Source organism: Alteromonas sp. ABM1_013 (genome assembly GCF_056160505.1).
Window position 1 is genome coordinate 283,470 of the sequence record NZ_JBSWXH010000004.1, and the last position, 17,538, is coordinate 301,007.

At 45.2% G+C, this 17,538-nt stretch carries 14 protein-coding genes; 5 read left to right on the forward strand and 9 right to left on the reverse strand.

What is annotated here, in order from left to right; translation table 11 throughout:
* Nucleotides 1-121 precede the first annotated feature (121 nt).
* On the forward strand, nt 122-925 hold the full coding sequence (locus ACXAGK_RS13165) for an ATP-binding cassette domain-containing protein (protein WP_474856569.1): 804 nt from the start codon (nt 122-124) through the stop codon (nt 923-925).
* Entirely contained in the window at nt 925-2,253 is a 1,329-nt protein-coding gene (locus ACXAGK_RS13170) for an ABC transporter permease (RefSeq protein WP_474856570.1), read from the forward strand. The genes ACXAGK_RS13165 and ACXAGK_RS13170 overlap by 1 nt, the downstream gene beginning before the upstream one ends.
* Before the next feature lie 25 nt (nt 2,254-2,278).
* Here ACXAGK_RS13170 and ACXAGK_RS13175 read toward each other — a convergent pair whose 3' ends face one another.
* The 9 genes from ACXAGK_RS13175 to ACXAGK_RS13215 all read right to left on the reverse strand — a co-directional run bounded on the left by ACXAGK_RS13175 (nt 2,279) and on the right by ACXAGK_RS13215 (nt 12,689).
* Nucleotides 2,279-3,862, reverse strand: coding sequence for a methyl-accepting chemotaxis protein (locus ACXAGK_RS13175; RefSeq protein ID WP_474856571.1), 1,584 nt, complete (start codon nt 3,860-3,862; stop codon nt 2,279-2,281).
* 154 nt (nt 3,863-4,016) lie between these two features.
* Nucleotides 4,017-5,522, reverse strand: coding sequence for a sensor histidine kinase (locus ACXAGK_RS13180; protein WP_474856572.1), 1,506 nt, complete (start codon nt 5,520-5,522; stop codon nt 4,017-4,019).
* Between the two features lie 76 nt (nt 5,523-5,598).
* The gene (locus ACXAGK_RS13185) at nt 5,599-6,681 is read right to left on the reverse strand and encodes a methyl-accepting chemotaxis protein (protein ID WP_474856573.1); all 1,083 of its coding nucleotides are present in this window, start codon (nt 6,679-6,681) and stop codon (nt 5,599-5,601) included.
* A 150-nt stretch (nt 6,682-6,831) separates the two neighbouring features.
* Nucleotides 6,832-7,230, reverse strand: coding sequence for a hypothetical protein (locus ACXAGK_RS13190; RefSeq protein ID WP_474856574.1), 399 nt, complete (start codon nt 7,228-7,230; stop codon nt 6,832-6,834).
* Nucleotides 7,231-7,275: 45 nt separating this feature from the next.
* Nucleotides 7,276-8,583, reverse strand: a complete 1,308-nt coding sequence (locus ACXAGK_RS13195; RefSeq protein ID WP_474856575.1) for a sulfite oxidase — start codon at nt 8,581-8,583, stop codon at nt 7,276-7,278.
* 58 nt (nt 8,584-8,641) lie between these two features.
* A complete protein-coding gene (locus ACXAGK_RS13200; protein ID WP_474856576.1) occupies nt 8,642-9,646 on the reverse strand; it encodes a YeiH family protein in 1,005 nt (334 codons plus the stop codon).
* 4 nt (nt 9,647-9,650) lie between these two features.
* The gene (locus tag ACXAGK_RS13205; protein WP_205676496.1) at nt 9,651-10,658 is read right to left on the reverse strand and encodes a TauD/TfdA family dioxygenase; all 1,008 of its coding nucleotides are present in this window, start codon (nt 10,656-10,658) and stop codon (nt 9,651-9,653) included.
* 9 nt (nt 10,659-10,667) lie between these two features.
* Nucleotides 10,668-11,621 (reverse strand): aldo/keto reductase, encoded by a 954-nt coding sequence (locus ACXAGK_RS13210; protein ID WP_474856577.1) that lies wholly within the window; start codon nt 11,619-11,621, stop codon nt 10,668-10,670.
* A 318-nt stretch (nt 11,622-11,939) separates the two neighbouring features.
* Nucleotides 11,940-12,689, reverse strand: a complete 750-nt coding sequence (locus ACXAGK_RS13215) for a GntR family transcriptional regulator (RefSeq protein WP_474856578.1) — start codon at nt 12,687-12,689, stop codon at nt 11,940-11,942.
* Between the two features lie 98 nt (nt 12,690-12,787).
* Here ACXAGK_RS13215 and ACXAGK_RS13220 point away from each other — a divergent pair, with 98 nt between their 5' ends.
* From ACXAGK_RS13220 to ACXAGK_RS13230, 3 genes are all read left to right on the forward strand, one after another.
* The gene (locus tag ACXAGK_RS13220) at nt 12,788-13,540 is read left to right on the forward strand and encodes a TSUP family transporter (protein WP_474856579.1); all 753 of its coding nucleotides are present in this window, start codon (nt 12,788-12,790) and stop codon (nt 13,538-13,540) included.
* 172 nt (nt 13,541-13,712) lie between these two features.
* Nucleotides 13,713-15,779: a glycoside hydrolase family 31 protein gene (locus tag ACXAGK_RS13225; RefSeq protein ID WP_474856580.1), complete on the forward strand. Its 2,067-nt coding sequence runs from the start codon at nt 13,713-13,715 to the stop codon at nt 15,777-15,779.
* Nucleotides 15,780-15,795: 16 nt separating this feature from the next.
* A complete protein-coding gene (locus ACXAGK_RS13230) occupies nt 15,796-17,523 on the forward strand; it encodes a solute:sodium symporter family transporter (protein WP_474856581.1) in 1,728 nt (575 codons plus the stop codon).
* The last annotated feature ends 15 nt before the right edge of the window (nt 17,524-17,538 follow it).

Sequence of the window (17,538 nt, forward strand, 5' to 3'; positions counted from 1 at the left end):
TTAAGCGGTGCTATGTTCTTTACTTGCTTTGGGTACCTGAAGTAAGTAGGAAAACAAATAAGAAACAAGGTACCGCCTTTGCTAATGTGAATATAAGACGTAAATACAGGTCGGGCTTAGCGTGAATACCATCAATAAAAACAATAGCACTCATTCCCAGCGCAACGCAGTGTCTGAAAAGCACAACGCATCAATAGAAGAGTGCAACCCAGCAATTGAAGTAAACAATTTACAGTTTTCGTACAGTAAAGAAAGCCCGCCCATCATTGATATAAAAGCATGGCAGGTGCCACAAGGTGAACATGTTTTTCTATCAGGCCCTTCGGGTAGCGGAAAGAGTACTTTGCTTAATTTGTTATGCGGTACTTTGACACCCTCTCAAGGCGGCATAACCTTGTTGTCGCAGCCTTTCTCTTCCTTATCGAATCGTCAGCGAGACAAATTTAGAGCACGCAATATTGGCGTTGTCTTTCAGCAGTTCAACCTTATTCCGTATCTTTCTGTGGCGCAAAATATTAACGCTGCGGTGTACTTCGCAAGTAGTAAAACAACTAAAACGGCGGGAGAAGATAAACTTCTCCATTTACTCGACAAGCTACAGCTACCTTCACAGGTACTACATGCGAAGGCAGATGCTTTGAGTATTGGCCAACAGCAGCGGGTAGCTATAGCCCGAGCGCTCATTAATGACCCACAGTTATTAATTGTCGATGAACCTACTTCGGCGTTAGATAGCGATGCGCGAGATAGCTTTATGTCGCTGTTAAAAGAGGTTGCAGGTAAGAGCACAATGATTTTCGTTAGCCATGATAAAGCCATGGAGAGCTATTTTGACCGTCATTGCAGTATTAGTGAATTGAGCCCAAGCTCGAACCATGCAATATCCTCATTCGGTGGCATTGAGCAAGCACAGGAGCGTGCGTAATGCTAAGTACTATTGCTATTGAAAGTCTAAAGCGCAGAAAAACAACGGCAATACTTACGCTGGTAAGCATTACCATCAGCATTAGTTTGCTTTTATGCGTTGATATAATTCGCAGCCAAGTGAAAACCAGCTTTACGCGTACAGTGTCAGGTGTTGACCTTATTGTCGGCGCACCGAGCGGCCAGCTTAACCTGCTATTGTCGTCGGTGTTTAATATAGGAACACCCACTAAGGGCATTGAATATACGAGTGTTGCATCGCTTAAATCCAACAAACAGGTCTCGTGGCTCATTCCACTTTCTTTAGGTGATACTCACCGAGGCTTTAGAGTGGTAGGTACGACCAACAGCTTTTTTGAACACTTTAAATACGGTGACATGCAGTCACTAAAGCTATCTGATGGAGCGACATTTACACAGCCGCTATCTACGGTAGTTGGTGCTGATATAGCGGAATCATTGGGATATGAAGTGGGTGATGAGATTATTATTTCTCACGGCTTAGGCAGTGTCTCATTCAATAATCACGACGATCACCCTTTTACTATTTCCGGCATTTTAGATAAAACGGGCACCCCGGTGGATAAGGCTGTGTATGTCACCTTGCAGGGACTTGAAGAGGCCCACACAGGGCCTAAGCATTCGCCCACCTCAATGTTAGGCCGTAAATCGAGTAATAAAACCATCGAAGACGAGCACGAGCACGAGCACGAGCACGAGCACGAGCACGGCGAGCATACCGGTGAACATGAGACGTACAACAGCGAAGCCTTTGCCCCAGAGTCAGTATCAGTTGTGATGCTTGGGCTAAAACATCGCGTTACAGCGCTACAGCTGCAGTATCAAATCAACCAAAGTAAAAAAGAGCCGCTTATGGCGATACTACCGGGTATGGCGCTCGCTGAGCTTTGGCAAATTATGGGAAATGTAGAGTCGCTATTGCTTGGTCTTTCCGGTCTTATCGTCATTTGCGCGCTAATTGGGTTAGCGACTATGCTACTTGCAACTATGCGTGAGCGTTATCAAGAAATCGCTGTTTTACGTACCATAGGCGCAGGGCCTTTCACCCTACTGCTACTTATTCAAATTGAAGCTATGCTGCTTACTATATTGAGTGCCGTACTAAGCTTAGGCTTGGTGGCTGGGCTTATGAGCGTATTAAAACCCTGGTTAAGCAGTACATATGGTTTGTTTTTGAGTAGTCCGCTGTTTGGGCAAAGCAGCGTTATTATCATTTTACTTATATTGGGGTGCACCTACTTGGTTTCGCTGTTCCCAGCCGTTGCCGCCTATAAACGCGGCTTACATGCTGGGCTCAATACGAACTAGACGAAGCACACACGGGGGGAGAGGGCTACTCTCCTACCCGCTTGTCTGTACTGAAGCGCAAAATAAGCTCGTGAACTTGATTTACCGTAGCACGTAAATCATGGCTCGCTGCTAGCGATGCCTCAGAGGAGCGCTGAGTTTCAGACGCGCCATCAGCCACTTCAACCAACTGTTGATTAATATGTTCTGCCACCGTACTTTGTTCTTCTACAGCAGAAGACATCTCTACCGTAGCATCAGCAATACCTTTCACCGCGTTATTTATTTCAAATAATGCACCTCGGGTTTCTTCCACAATTATGCTGCCGTGCTCTGCTGAAGCTAGCCCTTCTGTGGATACCCGCACAGCGCGATCAGAACGCTCAGCCAATTCACTGATGATATTATGAATTTTATCGGTTGATTCACGGGTTTTAGAAGCCAATGTACGTACTTCATCGGCAACAACTGCAAACCCCCTTCCCTGCTCACCTGCCCGAGCTGCTTCAATGGCAGCATTAAGCGCAAGTAGGTTAGTTTGCTCGGCAATGGTGGATATAATATTGGCCGCTTCACCTATATCACTGGTTGACTGAGCGAGCTCAGTTACCGTTGTTGAAATTGACTCTACCGCCTCGCGCAAAGCAACAATTGCCTGCATGGCTTGTTCAGCTTTTTGGTTACCTGTTTCTACATTAGCTGCGGCTGTTTTTGCGCTTTTCGCATTTCCTTCAACTCGCTCAGCCACTTCTTGGATAGCCTGACTCATTTGCGTCACGGCAGACGCTATTTGCTGAGTAGCTTGGTTTTGCTGTACAACGGCGGCGCTAGTACTTTCTGCCTGATGGTGGGTTGTATTAGCTATGTTCTCAAGACCTGTTGATGCATCTTTAATTCGGGTTAATGCCGTGCGATTTCTAGCAAGTTCACAGCCTAGCGCGAGTTTAGCTTGGCTTATATGTGGTGGATCTGGGAAGTAGGTTTGTGACACCGTTTCATTTGCGTAGCTTTCAGGGCTAAGCGCAAGTAGTCCGTGCCAATCTTTTTTGGCTTTAGTTTGTTGAGCCAACATTAAAATAATAGCGCCGAGTAGCGCTATGCCAGCAGCAACAGCGCCGTGTGTAAACGCCAAGATCAAAACCATTAGCGTACTGAATATTAATGATGGTGCTAAATGCGAAAACATTTGTATAAGACGAACCGCTGGCGATACTGGCGATTTGCCTTCTCTTATTCTTTCATAAACCTTTGTAGCTCTGGCAATTTCATCATTTAACGCAGGAACTCGAACAGATTCATATCCCACGATTGTTTTACCGTCATAAACGGGAGTCACGAATGCCGAAACCCAGTAGTGATCGCCATTCTTCCTTCTGTTTTTAACTAATCCCAGCCAGCTTTGTCCAGACTCTAACGTACGCCACATTTCCTTAAACACGGGGGCTGGCATATCGGGGTGACGAATTAAGTTATGGTTTTTGCCTATTAATTCTTCGCGGGTAAAGCCACTTGCTTCCACAAACTCACCATTACAATGTTGAATAACGCCACGTGTGTCGGTTGATGAAATAAGGCGGTGGTGAGGGGGGAATTTATACTCTTTTTGGGTAACAGGCTGGTTATTTCTCATTGAATTCTTTCTCCATTTTGCAAAGCGTTCGTCCTTAAAGCAGAGAATCTTTGCTTTCTCATAAGACTAGAACATAAACAGCCGCTGTCTAGCTTAAGCCAAAAATTAGAGAAATTTTACATTTTATCAGTGAGTTAAAAAAGCACTCTATACTTTAGACCAATGGCAATACAACAGACACTTTTGTGCCTCTGCCTTCAGCACTTACAATATCAATCCTGCCATTATGCTCCTCGACAATGGTCATAGAAATTGACATACCCAGCCCGGTGCCCTCGCCTGGTGGTTTAGTTGTGAAGAAAGGTGTAAAAACCTTGCTGAGCGTTTCTTTTGACATGCCTCTACCCTCGTCTTCAACGATAAGACAGGCACTGCCACCCTCCTTCTGTACTTTTAGCGTTATGCCTTTCCCTTCAGGTGTGGCATATATCGCATTGGTTAAAAAGTTGACAAGCACCTGCTGAATTTGTCCTGAGTTGCCGTTAAAGAAAGCATCTTCCTCTGGTACTTCAAAGCGCACTGTATTGCGATAACGATGCAAATTGTTGGTAAGCTTAATCGCTGTATTCATGGCTTCGATAGCGCTAATTTCGGAATGCTTGCCCGAGCCTGGATAAGAAAAGCTTCTTAACGCTTTCACGATTTCGATAATACGCTCTATACCTTCATGAGACTCATCAAACATTTCCGCAATTTCGGTTGCACTGTCTTTAAGCGAAAAACGCTTTTCAAGCGCCATAAAATGCGCTGCAACGTCACCACCAGCTTCTTTACAAAGGTTACCTATTTCCTCAAGCGCACGCTGATAGTCGTTAAAGATATCTTTTGCAACGACAGTATTACTTCGCACATAACCAATAGGGTTGTTAATTTCATGGGCGATACCTGCGGCTAGCTGACCTAGCATGGCCATCTTATCTGCACTGACCAATCTTTCTTCAAGGAAGTCCCGATCCTTTTTCACGTTACTCAGTTCTCGTTGCCTAGTATTTAGTTCACTTTTCTTATTTTGGTATCGAGAGGTGATGTTGAGGTAGTGCTTTGTGGTATCTAAAACGTAAAGCGTTTCTTCTTCCAGGTTATCGTCTTTGGTCAACAATACTAACCACGTATATTCCCCTTTCGACATTTCATGCATAAAGTGAAGTAAGCGAGACTCTTTATCTGTTTCAGGCTGTATTACTGCACTAACACACCAGTGGGAATAGCTTTCTCGTAAATCTAATGGTGTTTCCTGCTTGATAAATTGCGCTAACGTGGGTGACGTAATCCAGCCCTGCCCCTGAACCAGCACGCTGTCATCGTTACCAATAATGAGTTCGCCATCTCTTACGGTAAAAGCTTTGCCGCAAAACGCACCGCTAAACTCTACGGCAGATTCAAGGGCCGAAAATATGTAACTTTCTCCGGATGTTGCTTGAGTAAGTTGGGATGCTGTTCGATTAAGGTAAAGAAGCTCTCGCTCCCTCTGTTTAGAGTCTTTGAGTGCTTTGCGTAATGCCTGATTGGCTAAATAGGCATCTTGCGAATAAGTTTCTAAGAAAGATTCAGCGTTTTTACGTGCAATCTTTTGACGCTTAAGCTGTCGCTCTAGCGAATTAACACGGGCTTCAAGCGCACGAATGCGTTCGTTTTCGGTGGAATACGATGTTTCACTCACCTAAAAGCCCTCCATTGTGCGTGCCCTTTAATAATAAAAGCACGCTAATTCACGTGTGCTTTAGCGTTTGTTAGTTTTATCCGGCTAAGCGATCAAGAAGCATCATTACACGCTCGCTCGCCTGTTCCATTTCTATCAGTTTTGCATCTGCCTCTGCAATATTACCCGCTTGTTTTGCTTTTATTGCTGCAACACCACTACTATGCACTTTTGCATGCGGCGCTTCAATCTCTCTAAAGGCTGTCGTCTGACCGATAGGATTAGTTGAATTTTCATTATACCATTGTCCTAAACGACAACTTACGTGATCGCTAAAGTCAGCTGCTGATTTGTTACTGAAGCCACAGAGCACCTCATAAACCCCTGCTTTCCACACCACGTGATCTAATTTTACAGTTTGAATGAACGTAGCCATTGCGCCTTCGCTAATGGTGGTCTTCATGCTGTCGCAATGTTGAACCATAGTCTCGTAACTGCTATTAAGCTGGTTAATGCCTGTTTCTAACTCTTCATTGTTACCACGCAGTTCATTAACACCTGACACCGCTTTCGATGTTGATTGGATAATACCGTTTACAAGCTCTGATACTTCTGTAGCAGACTTATTTGTCTCAGTTGCCAGTGCTCTTACCTCGTCAGCTACAACACTAAAGCCTCGTCCAGCATCACCTGCACGGGCCGCTTCAATCGCTGCATTTAAGGCAAGTAAATTAGTCTGATCAGAAATGCTGGTGATAGTGGTTACAAACTTATTGATATTGTCAGCTGTAGTAGACAGACCAGAAATACGCTCGCTCATACTTCCCATCTGAACATTCAGGCCGCTCATGTCAGATACAATCTTGCTCAATGTAGAGGCCGATTCACTAAATAAATCATTTATATCAACAATAGACTGACTCTCGGCATTAATGCGTTCGTAAGAATGTAAAACCGTTTCGCGAACGCCCTCAACCTGTGACAGTGAATCTACTAGACATTTAACTACTGTGGCATTGGCAGATGAAACATCTTCGTGCTTAGCAATCTCTAAAGCGGCAGTCAGCTCTGCATTTTCGGCTTCAAGCAAAGACACCCTGTCTAACGTTTCTTGAAGTCGCTTTTCTAGTAGCTGAACTTGCGCTTCTTTTTCTTCGAATTTGCTGCGTGATACAAACATGTTTAGTTACCAATAATTTTTATAGAGTTATTTTGTTCAGACTAACAGAGGTTATATCGTCTTAGCCATTAGTCTGAAGTAGCGTTATTGTTTGATTATCGGCAGAAAATTATAAAACTGAGGGGATAAATTAAACTATTAGCTCTGCTTTTAGTTTGCAGGCAGTAAATGAGGTGGTAGAGGCGCACGACGAGCGCTTTTTTTAGGGCCATACCAGGTTGATAGATAATCTAATATCGTTGGTTCTGCCTCACCCAGTGACCACAGCTTCTGTGTGTTTTGCATCCAGCGGATAGTCTCAAGCCACCTTTCACGGCTCATGGCATTCTGAGTAATAAGAGAAGTCGAGTGACAGGCACTGCAATGGGCTAACACTAAGTTAAATCCTTCTGCTTTTACGAGGCCTGACTGGGGATCCACAGCAGGCTGCACGTGCTCTTTTGGTGAATTTGTCATGCTTTTCGTATTATTCGTCTCAATATCGGCCGCTGCAACGGGTAGATGAAGGACTCCTACTAGGGCAATAAATCGAACCATTATGCTAGCCATATCAATTGCCCCACTTAACATACATAAAATCTCGTACTCATATACCTACACCACACGCACAGCGATACGATGACAGGCATTGTTTAAATACCCTTTTGGATTCCATCCAGGTAACACCATAGGCTGTGATTTTCCATGCTCATCTTGTGCTTTAGCCCATACTTCGTAATAGCCCTGCTGGGGGAAGTTTATCTGCGTGCTGAACTGCTGCCATGCGTGTCTGTTTGCCGGTGCGTTCAGCTGAGCAAGCTGCCAGGTTTGGCCAAAATCAATAGAGGTAAACACCTTGGCAATTTTGCCTTCACCACTCCATGCATGTCCCCGAACGGTTAGCTTTTCTTTAAGAGAGTGGTCGCTGCCAGACTTTGGAAAGGTAATAAGCGACTTAACTGGCATAGCTTCAATAATACACATGTCTTCGTCGGCAACTTTCGCGCCAGGCGCTACAGGTTTACACGGCATCCTATAGGCTTTACCCAGCATTTTTGCACCGTCGTGCACGCGGTCTCGAATTACAATTTTCTTAAGCCACTTACCTGACGTTGATGCAGGCCAGCCACCAAATACAAGCCGCAGCGGGAAGCCGTTCATTAAGGGAAGCGGTTCATCATTCATTGCCCACGCGATTAACGACTCGTCCTCCATCGCTTTGTCGATGGGCACGCCTCGCGAAATAGCCGCTTTGCCCGGTGTTCGGCTTAAATGCTGATCGTCACCGTAATAACCAATGTAAACCGCATCATCTTTAACACCCACGGCCTTTAAAACATCGTTTAGCCTTACCCCCGTCCAGCGTGGGCAGCCTACCGCTCCCGTTGTCCACTGGTTACCGGTAGCGGCCGGTGAGAACTCGGCACGCCCATTTCCGCCACACTCAAGCGTTAGCTGATAGGTGTAATGCTTAAATTGAGCTTTTAGTTCTTCAAGGGTAAAGGTTTTTGACTGTGCTGCAGACTCCCCTTCAATAGTAAGCGTCCAGCTGCTTGCATCTGGCGCTTGCGGGGGAATACCGTTATTTCTTACAAAAAAGCGCGAAGCGGGAGTAACTGCATCATCCAGTAGGTGTGCTGGTGTTTCTGCGTTTAATGGTCTGTCATTGAGTATGGTTAACCCATCTTTACCTTTTATTGAAAAAGGTGTGTCAGCTTGGGCAAATGCAGCGGGAATAAGACCCGCTGGCATAAATTGTCCGTACACCACTTCGGCACCGAGTAGCAAAGACAGTGATTTCAAACCTTTGATAAAGCCTCGTCGGGTTAGCTTATCACTGGTTCTTTGAAAGACCTGCTCATCGGCTTTTACAGGGTCTTTGGCATAAAGTTCGTGAAGACCGTGTTTTTTCACTGAGACCACCTTATTAGTACAATCGACTTATGTTTAAAATGTGCTGCCGTAAAATGATGAAATGCCTTTACATGGTGTATAGAAAACCAAGAATGAGCAGTGCAATCCAAAGGGTTTCAACCACTATCATGACTATTGGAAGCATGCCGACTTCGGCAAGCTTGCCTAAGTTTGATTTCATACCGATTGCCGTAATGGAAACAACTAAAAAGAAACGAGAAACCTGCGTACCTGCTTCAATCAAAAATTCAGGTAACGTTACAAAACTATTGAGCAGCATTAGTGCAATAAAACCGATGAGGAAAAGCGGCATTTTAGGTACTTCACCGCCCTCTGCTTGAGTACTGGCTTTATAGAATCTTTTTATCACAAGCATCATAATCAGTACCACAGGCATGAGCATGGCAACGCGAACCAACTTGGTAAGGGTCGCCATATCACCCGCACTTTCTGACACTGAGTAACCAGCCCCTACTACCTGCGCTACATCGTGAATTGTACCGCCTAGAAAGATTCCAGCTTCGGTATCTGTCATACCTAACTGCCCCGCGATTATGGGATAAAGCACCATGGCGATAGTAGACATAGCCGTTACACCAATAACGGTAAGTAATGTATCTCGCTCGTGGTTTTCGCCCTTTGGCAGTATTGTAGAGATGGCTAGCGCAGCAGACGCACCGCAAATAGCGACGGAGCCGCCGGTTAGTGCACCAAAGCGTTTTTGAAGTCCTAGCGCTTTTGCCAAGCCTACGCCCAAAACAATGGTAGTAAAAATGGCGCCAGCGAGCATGAGCGCTGTTTGCCAACCTAGCACTGCCAGGTCACCTAGGGCTATTCTTAAGCCCAGTAAAACCACACCCGCGCGAAGCAAGGTACTTGCGGTAAAATCGATACCGCAAGCGCATGGCGTATCGTTTTGGTATAAAAACGAAACCGCCATGCCTAACAATAATGCGAATAACATAGCAGGGGCATTGTAGTGCTCACTTAAAAACAAGGCCGCCATGCCCGTGATGGTGGCAATACCCAGCCCAGGCCAAATGTTTTTACATTTTACTGCTATGTCATTCATGGTATTAACGCTCTGAAGCAACCAATGCCACAAGCACTACACGCTTGCGATCGCCAGAGTAGGGACGACGGCCGTGCATCGCACGATAGTTATCGACAATTGCCACGTCCCCGTCTTGCCACTCCAAATCAAACGTGAAGTCTTCAGAAAGCTCAGCAATACGCTCTAGCCCTTCTTTCGGGATAGCGCTGCCGTCACCAAACGTAATGGCTGAAGATGGGTTCTCGCGAACGCCTTTCCAGCCCATGTAAGCTGCAATAAGCTGGTTGTAGAACACTTCAGAACCGTCAGCTAACTCAATGACTGCTGGAAGTACAGGCGTAATAGCTTTTAAGCTACCGTCTTCCATCCACTCCCAGCTGTAACCTAGTTCTTTAAGCTTAGCTTCACCCTCTTCTACGGTTTCAACACTCAATGTACTTTTCCAGCTACGCCCTTGACCTGAATTGATGTCATTTGCTGCAGGCATGGTAGTGGTGTACTTCAGACCTTTTTCTTTAAAGTCCCTTGCCAGTTCGGGGCTTTCCGCTTTCAATGCTTCAAACAGTTTGTCTGAACGACACAACGGCGTAGCACCGCCCTCATCTGCTGCAGTTTTACAAAAGAAGAAAAGCTTACTTGGAGAAATAGGTGTTTGAGCCATTTCGTGATGAAGAAAAATCTCTACATCTTTAGGTGCTTCGTTAGCGGTAAATACTCGTTCGGTGTAGTTAATACGCACCGCGTTGGACAGCGACTCTTGATAAGTAAAGTTAGGATAGCCGAAGCCTGCTGAAAAAACGTCAAAGGTCTCTGCTGAATCTAGAGGAAACCCTCTAAACAGCAGCGCACCAGATTTAGCAAGTTTTGCTTCAAGTTCTGCCTGATTCGCTTTAACAAAAGCAACCGTTTCCTCTACAGTGGAACAGCTTTCATTGTTCACGACTATTTCAGGGAACACGCCGCCGTTGTAGTTGTGCTGAGTAGGTACGCTTGCATACGCTACCGCAGAGCTGTCATTGACGTTTTTCATAGTTTACTCCTAGTCGTAAATGGGGTGGAAACGATTAAAGGCTGCTTCGCAGAAGTGACCCGGATCGTTAAATCGACGATTCATGTTTAATGCAGAAATAGCCTGCATTTCACTTTCACTTAATGAGAAATCGAAAAGCGCCAAGTTCTCTTTCATGCGTTCTACTTTTGACGTTTTCGGAATAATCGCGTTGCCGCGCTGAATGCCCCAACGCAATACAATTTGCGCTGGCGTTTTACCGTGGGCTTTTGCAGCAGCTTTCACTACGTCCTGCTGAAGTACTGATTCAGTCTGGTCAGCCATTTCAAGCTCTAGGTAAGAAAGCGCACCTAAAGGGGAGAACGCGGTAACATATAAGCCATAGTCTTTTGCTAAACGAATTAAACGTTCTTGGGTAAGGTACGGATGAGATTCAATCTGTAGCATAGCTGGCTTAATGCGCGCATAGCTCATTAGGTCGTTAAGCAGGCCCGTGTTGTAGTTACACACACCAATTTGTTTTGCTCTACCACTATCTGCTAGCGCTTCCATGGCTTCCCATGTTTTGTAAAGCGGCACAGGAGCAAGCTCCATCTTTGGTTCAGCTGCATCAGGATCGTAAAACCACTCTGGCGGATACCGTGTTTCGATTGGCACGAACTTTTGCGCGATAGGGAAGTGGATAAGATACAAGTCTAGGTAGTCTAGCTGTAAATCAGATAGCGTTTTTTCAAGCGCTAGCTCTACGTGTTCTGGGGCGTGAAACGTATTCCAAAGTTTCGAGGTTACCCACAACTCTTCTCTGGTACACAGACCTTCATCAATAGCACGCTTTATGCCTTCGCCCACTTCTTTCTCGTTGCCATAGTCAGCTGCGCAGTCTAAATGGCGATAGCCAGCTTTGATTGCTTGGTATGTTGTTTCAGCACAAATGGCAGTATCTACTTTCCAAAAGCCAAAACCTACCTCAGGTATCTTATTCATTGCTTCATTCACCTTAGAATTTGTTGCATTAAGCTAATTAGTTTTACTTTAACAGTATGCTCTTGTATAACTTCAGCTTCAAACTTTAGTCTTGTATAAGACATAAGTTATTACACAGGCACTCTTATGTCAACAAAGTGTTAACAAACTAAATTAAAAGATCGAGTTTTGCTTTTAATGTTGGGATTGGATAACGCTTGTACCCCGGTTTCGGGGGGCGGGTATGTTGAGCGGACGTTTATTTACGTCCGCTTTTTAGGAAGCGGTCAGCAGTGTGGACGATAGAAATGGCCTAGAGCCGACTAGAAATGAAGCAAGTTAGTCAAGTTCAACTTGATAATGATAGTGGTCGGTTCTGCATTTACTCTCGCGATACTCTATTAATTTGCCATCAATAGATTCTGTGACACGAGTGACCAAAAGTAAGGGCGCTCCCTTTTCAATACCTAAGCTTTTCGCATCACTTTTTGACGCTAGAACGGCTTTAATGCTGTCACGGGTTTTAAACACGGTTTGGTTATAATCCGTTTGATAAAAGTGATACAAAGTATGTGGAATATCTTCGCGTTGGTGAATGTCGGGAAACATTTTGAAGGGCAAAAATATCGTTTCTAGCATACAAAATTCGTTTTCGAGTATGCGTCTGCGTTTAAGCTTTATCGTTTTGTCTTTTGCCGTTAAAGCAAGGGCTGCTTGGACCGTTTCATTCGGCTCAACCAGTTCTTTACTGATGAGTTCTGCTTTAGGTAAATCGGCGCCTTTTCCGTCAGCTTGTAACGGGAAAAAGCGAAATAATGCATCTTGAGCGGTATGTTCAGAAACGAATGTGCCCACCCCTTGCCTACGGGTTACTATTTTAGTGTCGGTAAGCAGTGTTAACGCTTTGCGAACGGTTCCCTGACTCACTTTGAACTCGTCTGCAAGTTTAAACTCACTAGGCAGCATCTCACCGGGTTGCCATCGACGCTCCACAATAAGTTGCTTAATGTATTCAGCTACCTGTTGATACAGAGGCTGAAAAGCGAGACTTGGACCGCTGAGTTTGTGATCGAATTGAGATGAAGACATGAACCCTAACCTAAACGCTTAATTATTGTTTTTATATCATACACAAGAGTTATAGCGCATTTTTGACTTAAATCACATACATCGTAGGAATAACATACATGCTCTTGGAAACACTGCTCCCCATGTTCGCCCTTTTAGGTCTTGCGACGCTCTTGCAAACATTAAGCGGGTTTGGCTTTGGGTTAATGGTGGTGTCTAGCTTCACCTTGTTTGGTATTATGCCGCTTACCGCAACTACATTCATGGTAAGCTTTTTAAGCCTTTTTAACTCGGTAAGCCTGGTTGCCAGAAACCGTGACCAGATTAACACGCGTGCATTTAAAATCTTACTTATTAGCGGAATCCCTTTTATGGCAGTTGGCTACGCGCTGCTAGAATACTTATCAATAGGCATGGCAACATGGTTAAACCTATTGCTGGGCTTCGCTATTTTAAGCTGCTGCGGGCTTTTACTGGTTAAAAGAAAACGTGGGCAGCCGTCTGGTAGTGCCTTTGGATTTACTGTTGCGGGCGGTCTTGGCGGAATGTTAGGCGGGCTTTTCTCTACGTTCGGTCCGCCTGTGGTATTTCAGTGTTACAGACAAGCTTGGCCAATCAATGAAATACGCTTTACTTTATTGGCCGTATTTAGCGTAACCGCATTAATACGTCTTGCTATAGTACCTTTTGGTACACTCCCTTCAATAGACGTTATGATTTCTGCACTACTCGCAGTACCAGTAATTATTATATTTACAAAAATCGGCCGCGTAATGGCAGCACGAGTTTCAGCATCTTCAGTGAGGTTATTAGCGTTAACCATGCTTGCGTTAAGTGGCGTTACGCTAATTGTGAAAAGCATAAGCTTTTAAGCCTTCTTCGCTCGTATTTCGATAACGGAGAAAAAGCTTATATCACTACAATAGCAAATCAGAGATGACCACATCCCGATCTAAATCTTTATAATTTGCTAATTGCAGATTGACACCCAAGTTACATTTCATTAACTTATGTCTTATATAAGACATCAAGGGTAATGTAGAAATGAGTAACGCTTTTTGTGTAACTGAACCAGATTGGAACGATATTGAAGCTGCCGACATCACTGAGCAGCCCTTTTTGTCTGACGATAAAACACTTATCGTCCCTACGCAATACGGTGAGTTGAGCTTAAGTATCAGCCAGTTTGGCTTACGCATTCAAAGTGACGTTAACGCCACTGACGACTTTGCTATGCTTACACAGTCGCCCGATAAGCAAACGTTAGTGTATTCAGGTGACAAGTCGCACAGCACACTTGTCGCTGGCAATTATCGTTTAGAAATTTTTGCTTCTCCTCTACATTTTAAGCTGTATAAAGATGATGTGCTGGTTCAACAAAGCGCTACCGACGGCCACTTCGTGCGCCAGCATCGTTTACCGCCCTTTGCTAAAACAGACAGCGGATGGTTAGTGAGCCTAGAGCTTGGTTATGATGAGGCGGTTTACGGTCTTGGCGAGAAATGGGGCAAGCTTGATAAACGCGGTCAACTAATTCGTTCATACAATCACGACGCCCTCGGCGTAAACGCGGAGAAGTCGTACAAAAATACCCCGTATGCGTGGAGCCCTGAAGGCTGGAACCTTTTTGTACATACACCTGCACCTGTCACCCATGGCGTAGGATATGCACTTTGGTCACAGCGAGCGTATGTATGTTTAGTAGAAGATAGTCTACTCGACGTATTTTTGTTCCACCAAGACTCACCGGCCCAAAGCATTAAAACCTACAGTGAATTAACCGGTTTTGCCCCTACGCCACCTACGTGGAGTTTAGGCGTGATTCTTTCTAAAGCGTATTACAAAGATGCGGATGAGCTGCTCGCGGTTGCCCGTGAAGTACGCGAAAAGAATATGCCCTGTGATGTAATTACTCTTGACGGTCGTGCATGGCAAGACACGGATACTCGCTTTGCTTTTGAGTGGGACCCGAAGCGCTACGAAGATCCACAGCCGGTTATTGATGAGCTCAAAGCGTTAGGTTTTAAGATCTGTGTATGGGAATACCCCATGATCTCAGTGAAAAACCCTCTTTATAAAAAAGCTGCAGAAAAAGGTTGGCTGATAAAGGATAAGCGCACTGGCGAAGCGTACCGCTATGAATGGGATTTGAGCCCATTTGGGGAAGTGCTTACGCCACTGCCAGACTCAGGTATCTTAGACTTTACCAATCCAGAAGCTTATGAGTTTTGGAAAACCTCGCACAAACCTTTATTTGACCTTGGTGTAGACATGATCAAGGCCGACTTTGGTGAGCAGCTAGAAGACGATAATATGCTGTCTTACAGTGGTGATTCCGGCAATCGCCTGCACAATGTTTACAGTATGCTTTATAACCGCTGCGTTTATGAGGCAGCTGCGGCTTACTGCAAAACTGGCCCATTCTTATTTAGCCGTTCTGCTTGGACGGGAAGCCAGCGCTATCCATCACAGTGGGGCGGCGACCCGCAAGCCGATTGGCACGGCCTCGCGGCAAGTATTCGTGGCAGTTTGTCTTGGGGTATGTCAGGCGGACCTTTTTTCGCCACAGATATCGGTGGTTTCTACAAAGATACCCGAGATGCAGAGCTCTATGTACGATGGGCGCAAGCATCAGTATTTAGCGCCCACATGCGATTGCATGGTATTGGCCCTCGTGAACCCTGGTCATATGGTGATGAAGCATCAGATGCCGTGTTTGACGCATTAAAGCTGCGCTACAAGCTTATACCTTATCTAAAAGAAACCGCAGAAAAAGCATCTCTTACAGGCCTGCCGGTTCAGCGAGCTATGGCGTTAGCCTTTCCTGACCAGCCGCTTTCTCACGCTTTTGAACAACAGTTTATGTGTGGTGATGAATTGCTGGTTGTGCCTTGTGTCGTGCCTGGCGGCAAAATTAAATACTATTTACCTAAGGGTGAGTGGGTGCGCTTTGGTACCGATGAAGTCGTGCAGGGTGAGCAATACAGGGAAGAAATACTTGCGCTAAATGAAGTGGCGGTGTTCATCCAAAAAGGCAGTCGCATAGTAATGGGACCAGACGTTCAGCATACCGATATGGATATGTCGAATATCTCGCACTGGCCAGCATAGCGCTTAGGAGTTGTTCATGGATATTACCCTTACCCTATTGTCATGTATGGCATTTATGGCGATCGTTGCCGCTATCTCTTACATGAAAACCAAAGGGGAAGTTAACACACAAGATGGTTACTTCCTCGCAGGAAGAGGGCTGACCGGCACCTTTATAGCCGGGTCCATGATCCTTACCAACCTCTCCGCTGAGCAGCTTATTGGCTTAAACGGCTCTGCCTTCGGCTATAACCTTAGCGCGATGGCGTGGGAAGTAACCGCAGGTATCTCTACCATAATTATGGCGCTTATTTTCTTGCCACGTTATTTAGCGGGTGCGTTCTCAACCCTACCTGAGTTTTTGCGAGACCGCTTCGACGACAGCGTGCGTAGAATGACGGTAGTACTATTTATGGTGGGTTACTCGTTAGTAACTATTCCATCGGTACTTTATTCAGGCTCCATTGCAGTTTTGCGACTGTTCGATGTACCGGGTCTTTTTAACGTAAGCTATGAGGTGGGTCTGGTACTTACCATCGTCATAGTCGGTACGATTGGCGCTCTCTATGCCATTTTTGGTGGCTTAAAGGCAGTAGCCGTATCAGATACCATTAACGGCGTAGGCCTTTTAATTGTTGGGTTGTTAGTCCCTATACTTGGTTTAATTGCTTTAGGCGACGGAAGCTTTAGTGACGGCCTTTCGACTATTGCGACAACGGAAACAGAAAAGCTCAATGCCATCGGCGGCGCTGACGATCCTGTCCCTTTCGGTACTATTTTTACAGGTATGATATTAGCTAACCTGTTTTACTGGGGTACAAACCAATACGTTATTCAGCGAACCTTGGGGGCTAAAAACCTGGTTGAAGGTCAAAAAGGCGTGCTGTTCTCTGGCTACTTTAAAGTGCTTGTGCCCTTTATGATGATGCTACCTGGCGTTATTGCTTATCACTTATATCAAGACGAAAATCTTCAAACCATCGACCTCGCCTACCCCCATTTGGTTAAAGACGTACTGCCACAGTATTTGTCAGGTTTCTTTTTAGCAGTATTGCTTGGCGCGGTGTTTAGCTCTTTCAATTCACTGCTTAACAGTGCTGCCACACTATTTTGCTTAGACGTTTATAAGCCCTTCAAAAAAGATAAAGTGAGTGACGAAAAGCTAATCCGCGTGGCTAAAATCACCAGTATTGTTATCGCTGTTTTGTCTTTTATCACTGCGCCACTACTTATGTTTGCCCCTGAAGGCTTGTGGCAAATCATTCGTATATTCACTGGGTTCTACAACATCCCTGTCATCACCATTGTGCTTGTGGGCTTGTTTACTAAGAGAGTGCCAGCCTTAGCCGCTAAAGTAGCTATTATTTTCCACGTGATCGCTTACGGGCTGCTAAAGTTCGTTTGGGAAGTGGATATCAATTTCATTCATATTTATGCCATTTTATTCGCTATAGAACTGACCATTATGTTAACCATAGGTAAGCTCTATCCAATGGCTACACCATGGCACTTTACGCCGAAGGCCGAAGTTAATATGACCCCATGGCGCTACGCTATCCCCTGCGCCATTGTGCTGGTTGGTCTTATTGCTACCTTGTATTTGATGTTCTCCCCAGTGGGCTTTGTAGGCGGAATCAGTAACATCTTTATACCGGCTCTAGTTGGCTTGTGGGCAAGCTGTTTCGCTGCTATTGGCATAAGCCTTAAATGGTGGCGAGTAAAATACGAGCAAGGCCTAAAGCGCCTTGCTTCCCAACCGGCTTAAACCAAACGCTTTGGT

What these genes read in the sequence shown, in the direction of transcription:
- ACXAGK_RS13220 (WP_474856579.1), top strand. Translation starts at nt 12,788, where the DNA reads ATGCTCTTGGAAACACTGCTCCCCATGTTCGCCCTTTTAGGTCTTGCG.
- ACXAGK_RS13200 (WP_474856576.1), bottom strand. Translation starts at nt 9,646, where the DNA reads ATGAATGACATAGCAGTAAAATGTAAAAACATTTGGCCTGGGCTGGGT.
- ACXAGK_RS13210 (WP_474856577.1), bottom strand. Translation starts at nt 11,621, where the DNA reads ATGAATAAGATACCTGAGGTAGGTTTTGGCTTTTGGAAAGTAGATACT.
- ACXAGK_RS13175 (WP_474856571.1), bottom strand. Translation starts at nt 3,862, where the DNA reads ATGAGAAATAACCAGCCTGTTACCCAAAAAGAGTATAAATTCCCCCCT.
- ACXAGK_RS13225 (WP_474856580.1), top strand. Translation starts at nt 13,713, where the DNA reads ATGAGTAACGCTTTTTGTGTAACTGAACCAGATTGGAACGATATTGAA.
- ACXAGK_RS13230 (WP_474856581.1), top strand. Translation starts at nt 15,796, where the DNA reads ATGGATATTACCCTTACCCTATTGTCATGTATGGCATTTATGGCGATC.
- ACXAGK_RS13185 (WP_474856573.1), bottom strand. Translation starts at nt 6,681, where the DNA reads ATGTTTGTATCACGCAGCAAATTCGAAGAAAAAGAAGCGCAAGTTCAG.
- ACXAGK_RS13170 (WP_474856570.1), top strand. Translation starts at nt 925, where the DNA reads ATGCTAAGTACTATTGCTATTGAAAGTCTAAAGCGCAGAAAAACAACG.
- ACXAGK_RS13215 (WP_474856578.1), bottom strand. Translation starts at nt 12,689, where the DNA reads ATGTCTTCATCTCAATTCGATCACAAACTCAGCGGTCCAAGTCTCGCT.
- ACXAGK_RS13205 (WP_205676496.1), bottom strand. Translation starts at nt 10,658, where the DNA reads ATGAAAAACGTCAATGACAGCTCTGCGGTAGCGTATGCAAGCGTACCT.
- ACXAGK_RS13190 (WP_474856574.1), bottom strand. Translation starts at nt 7,230, where the DNA reads ATGGCTAGCATAATGGTTCGATTTATTGCCCTAGTAGGAGTCCTTCAT.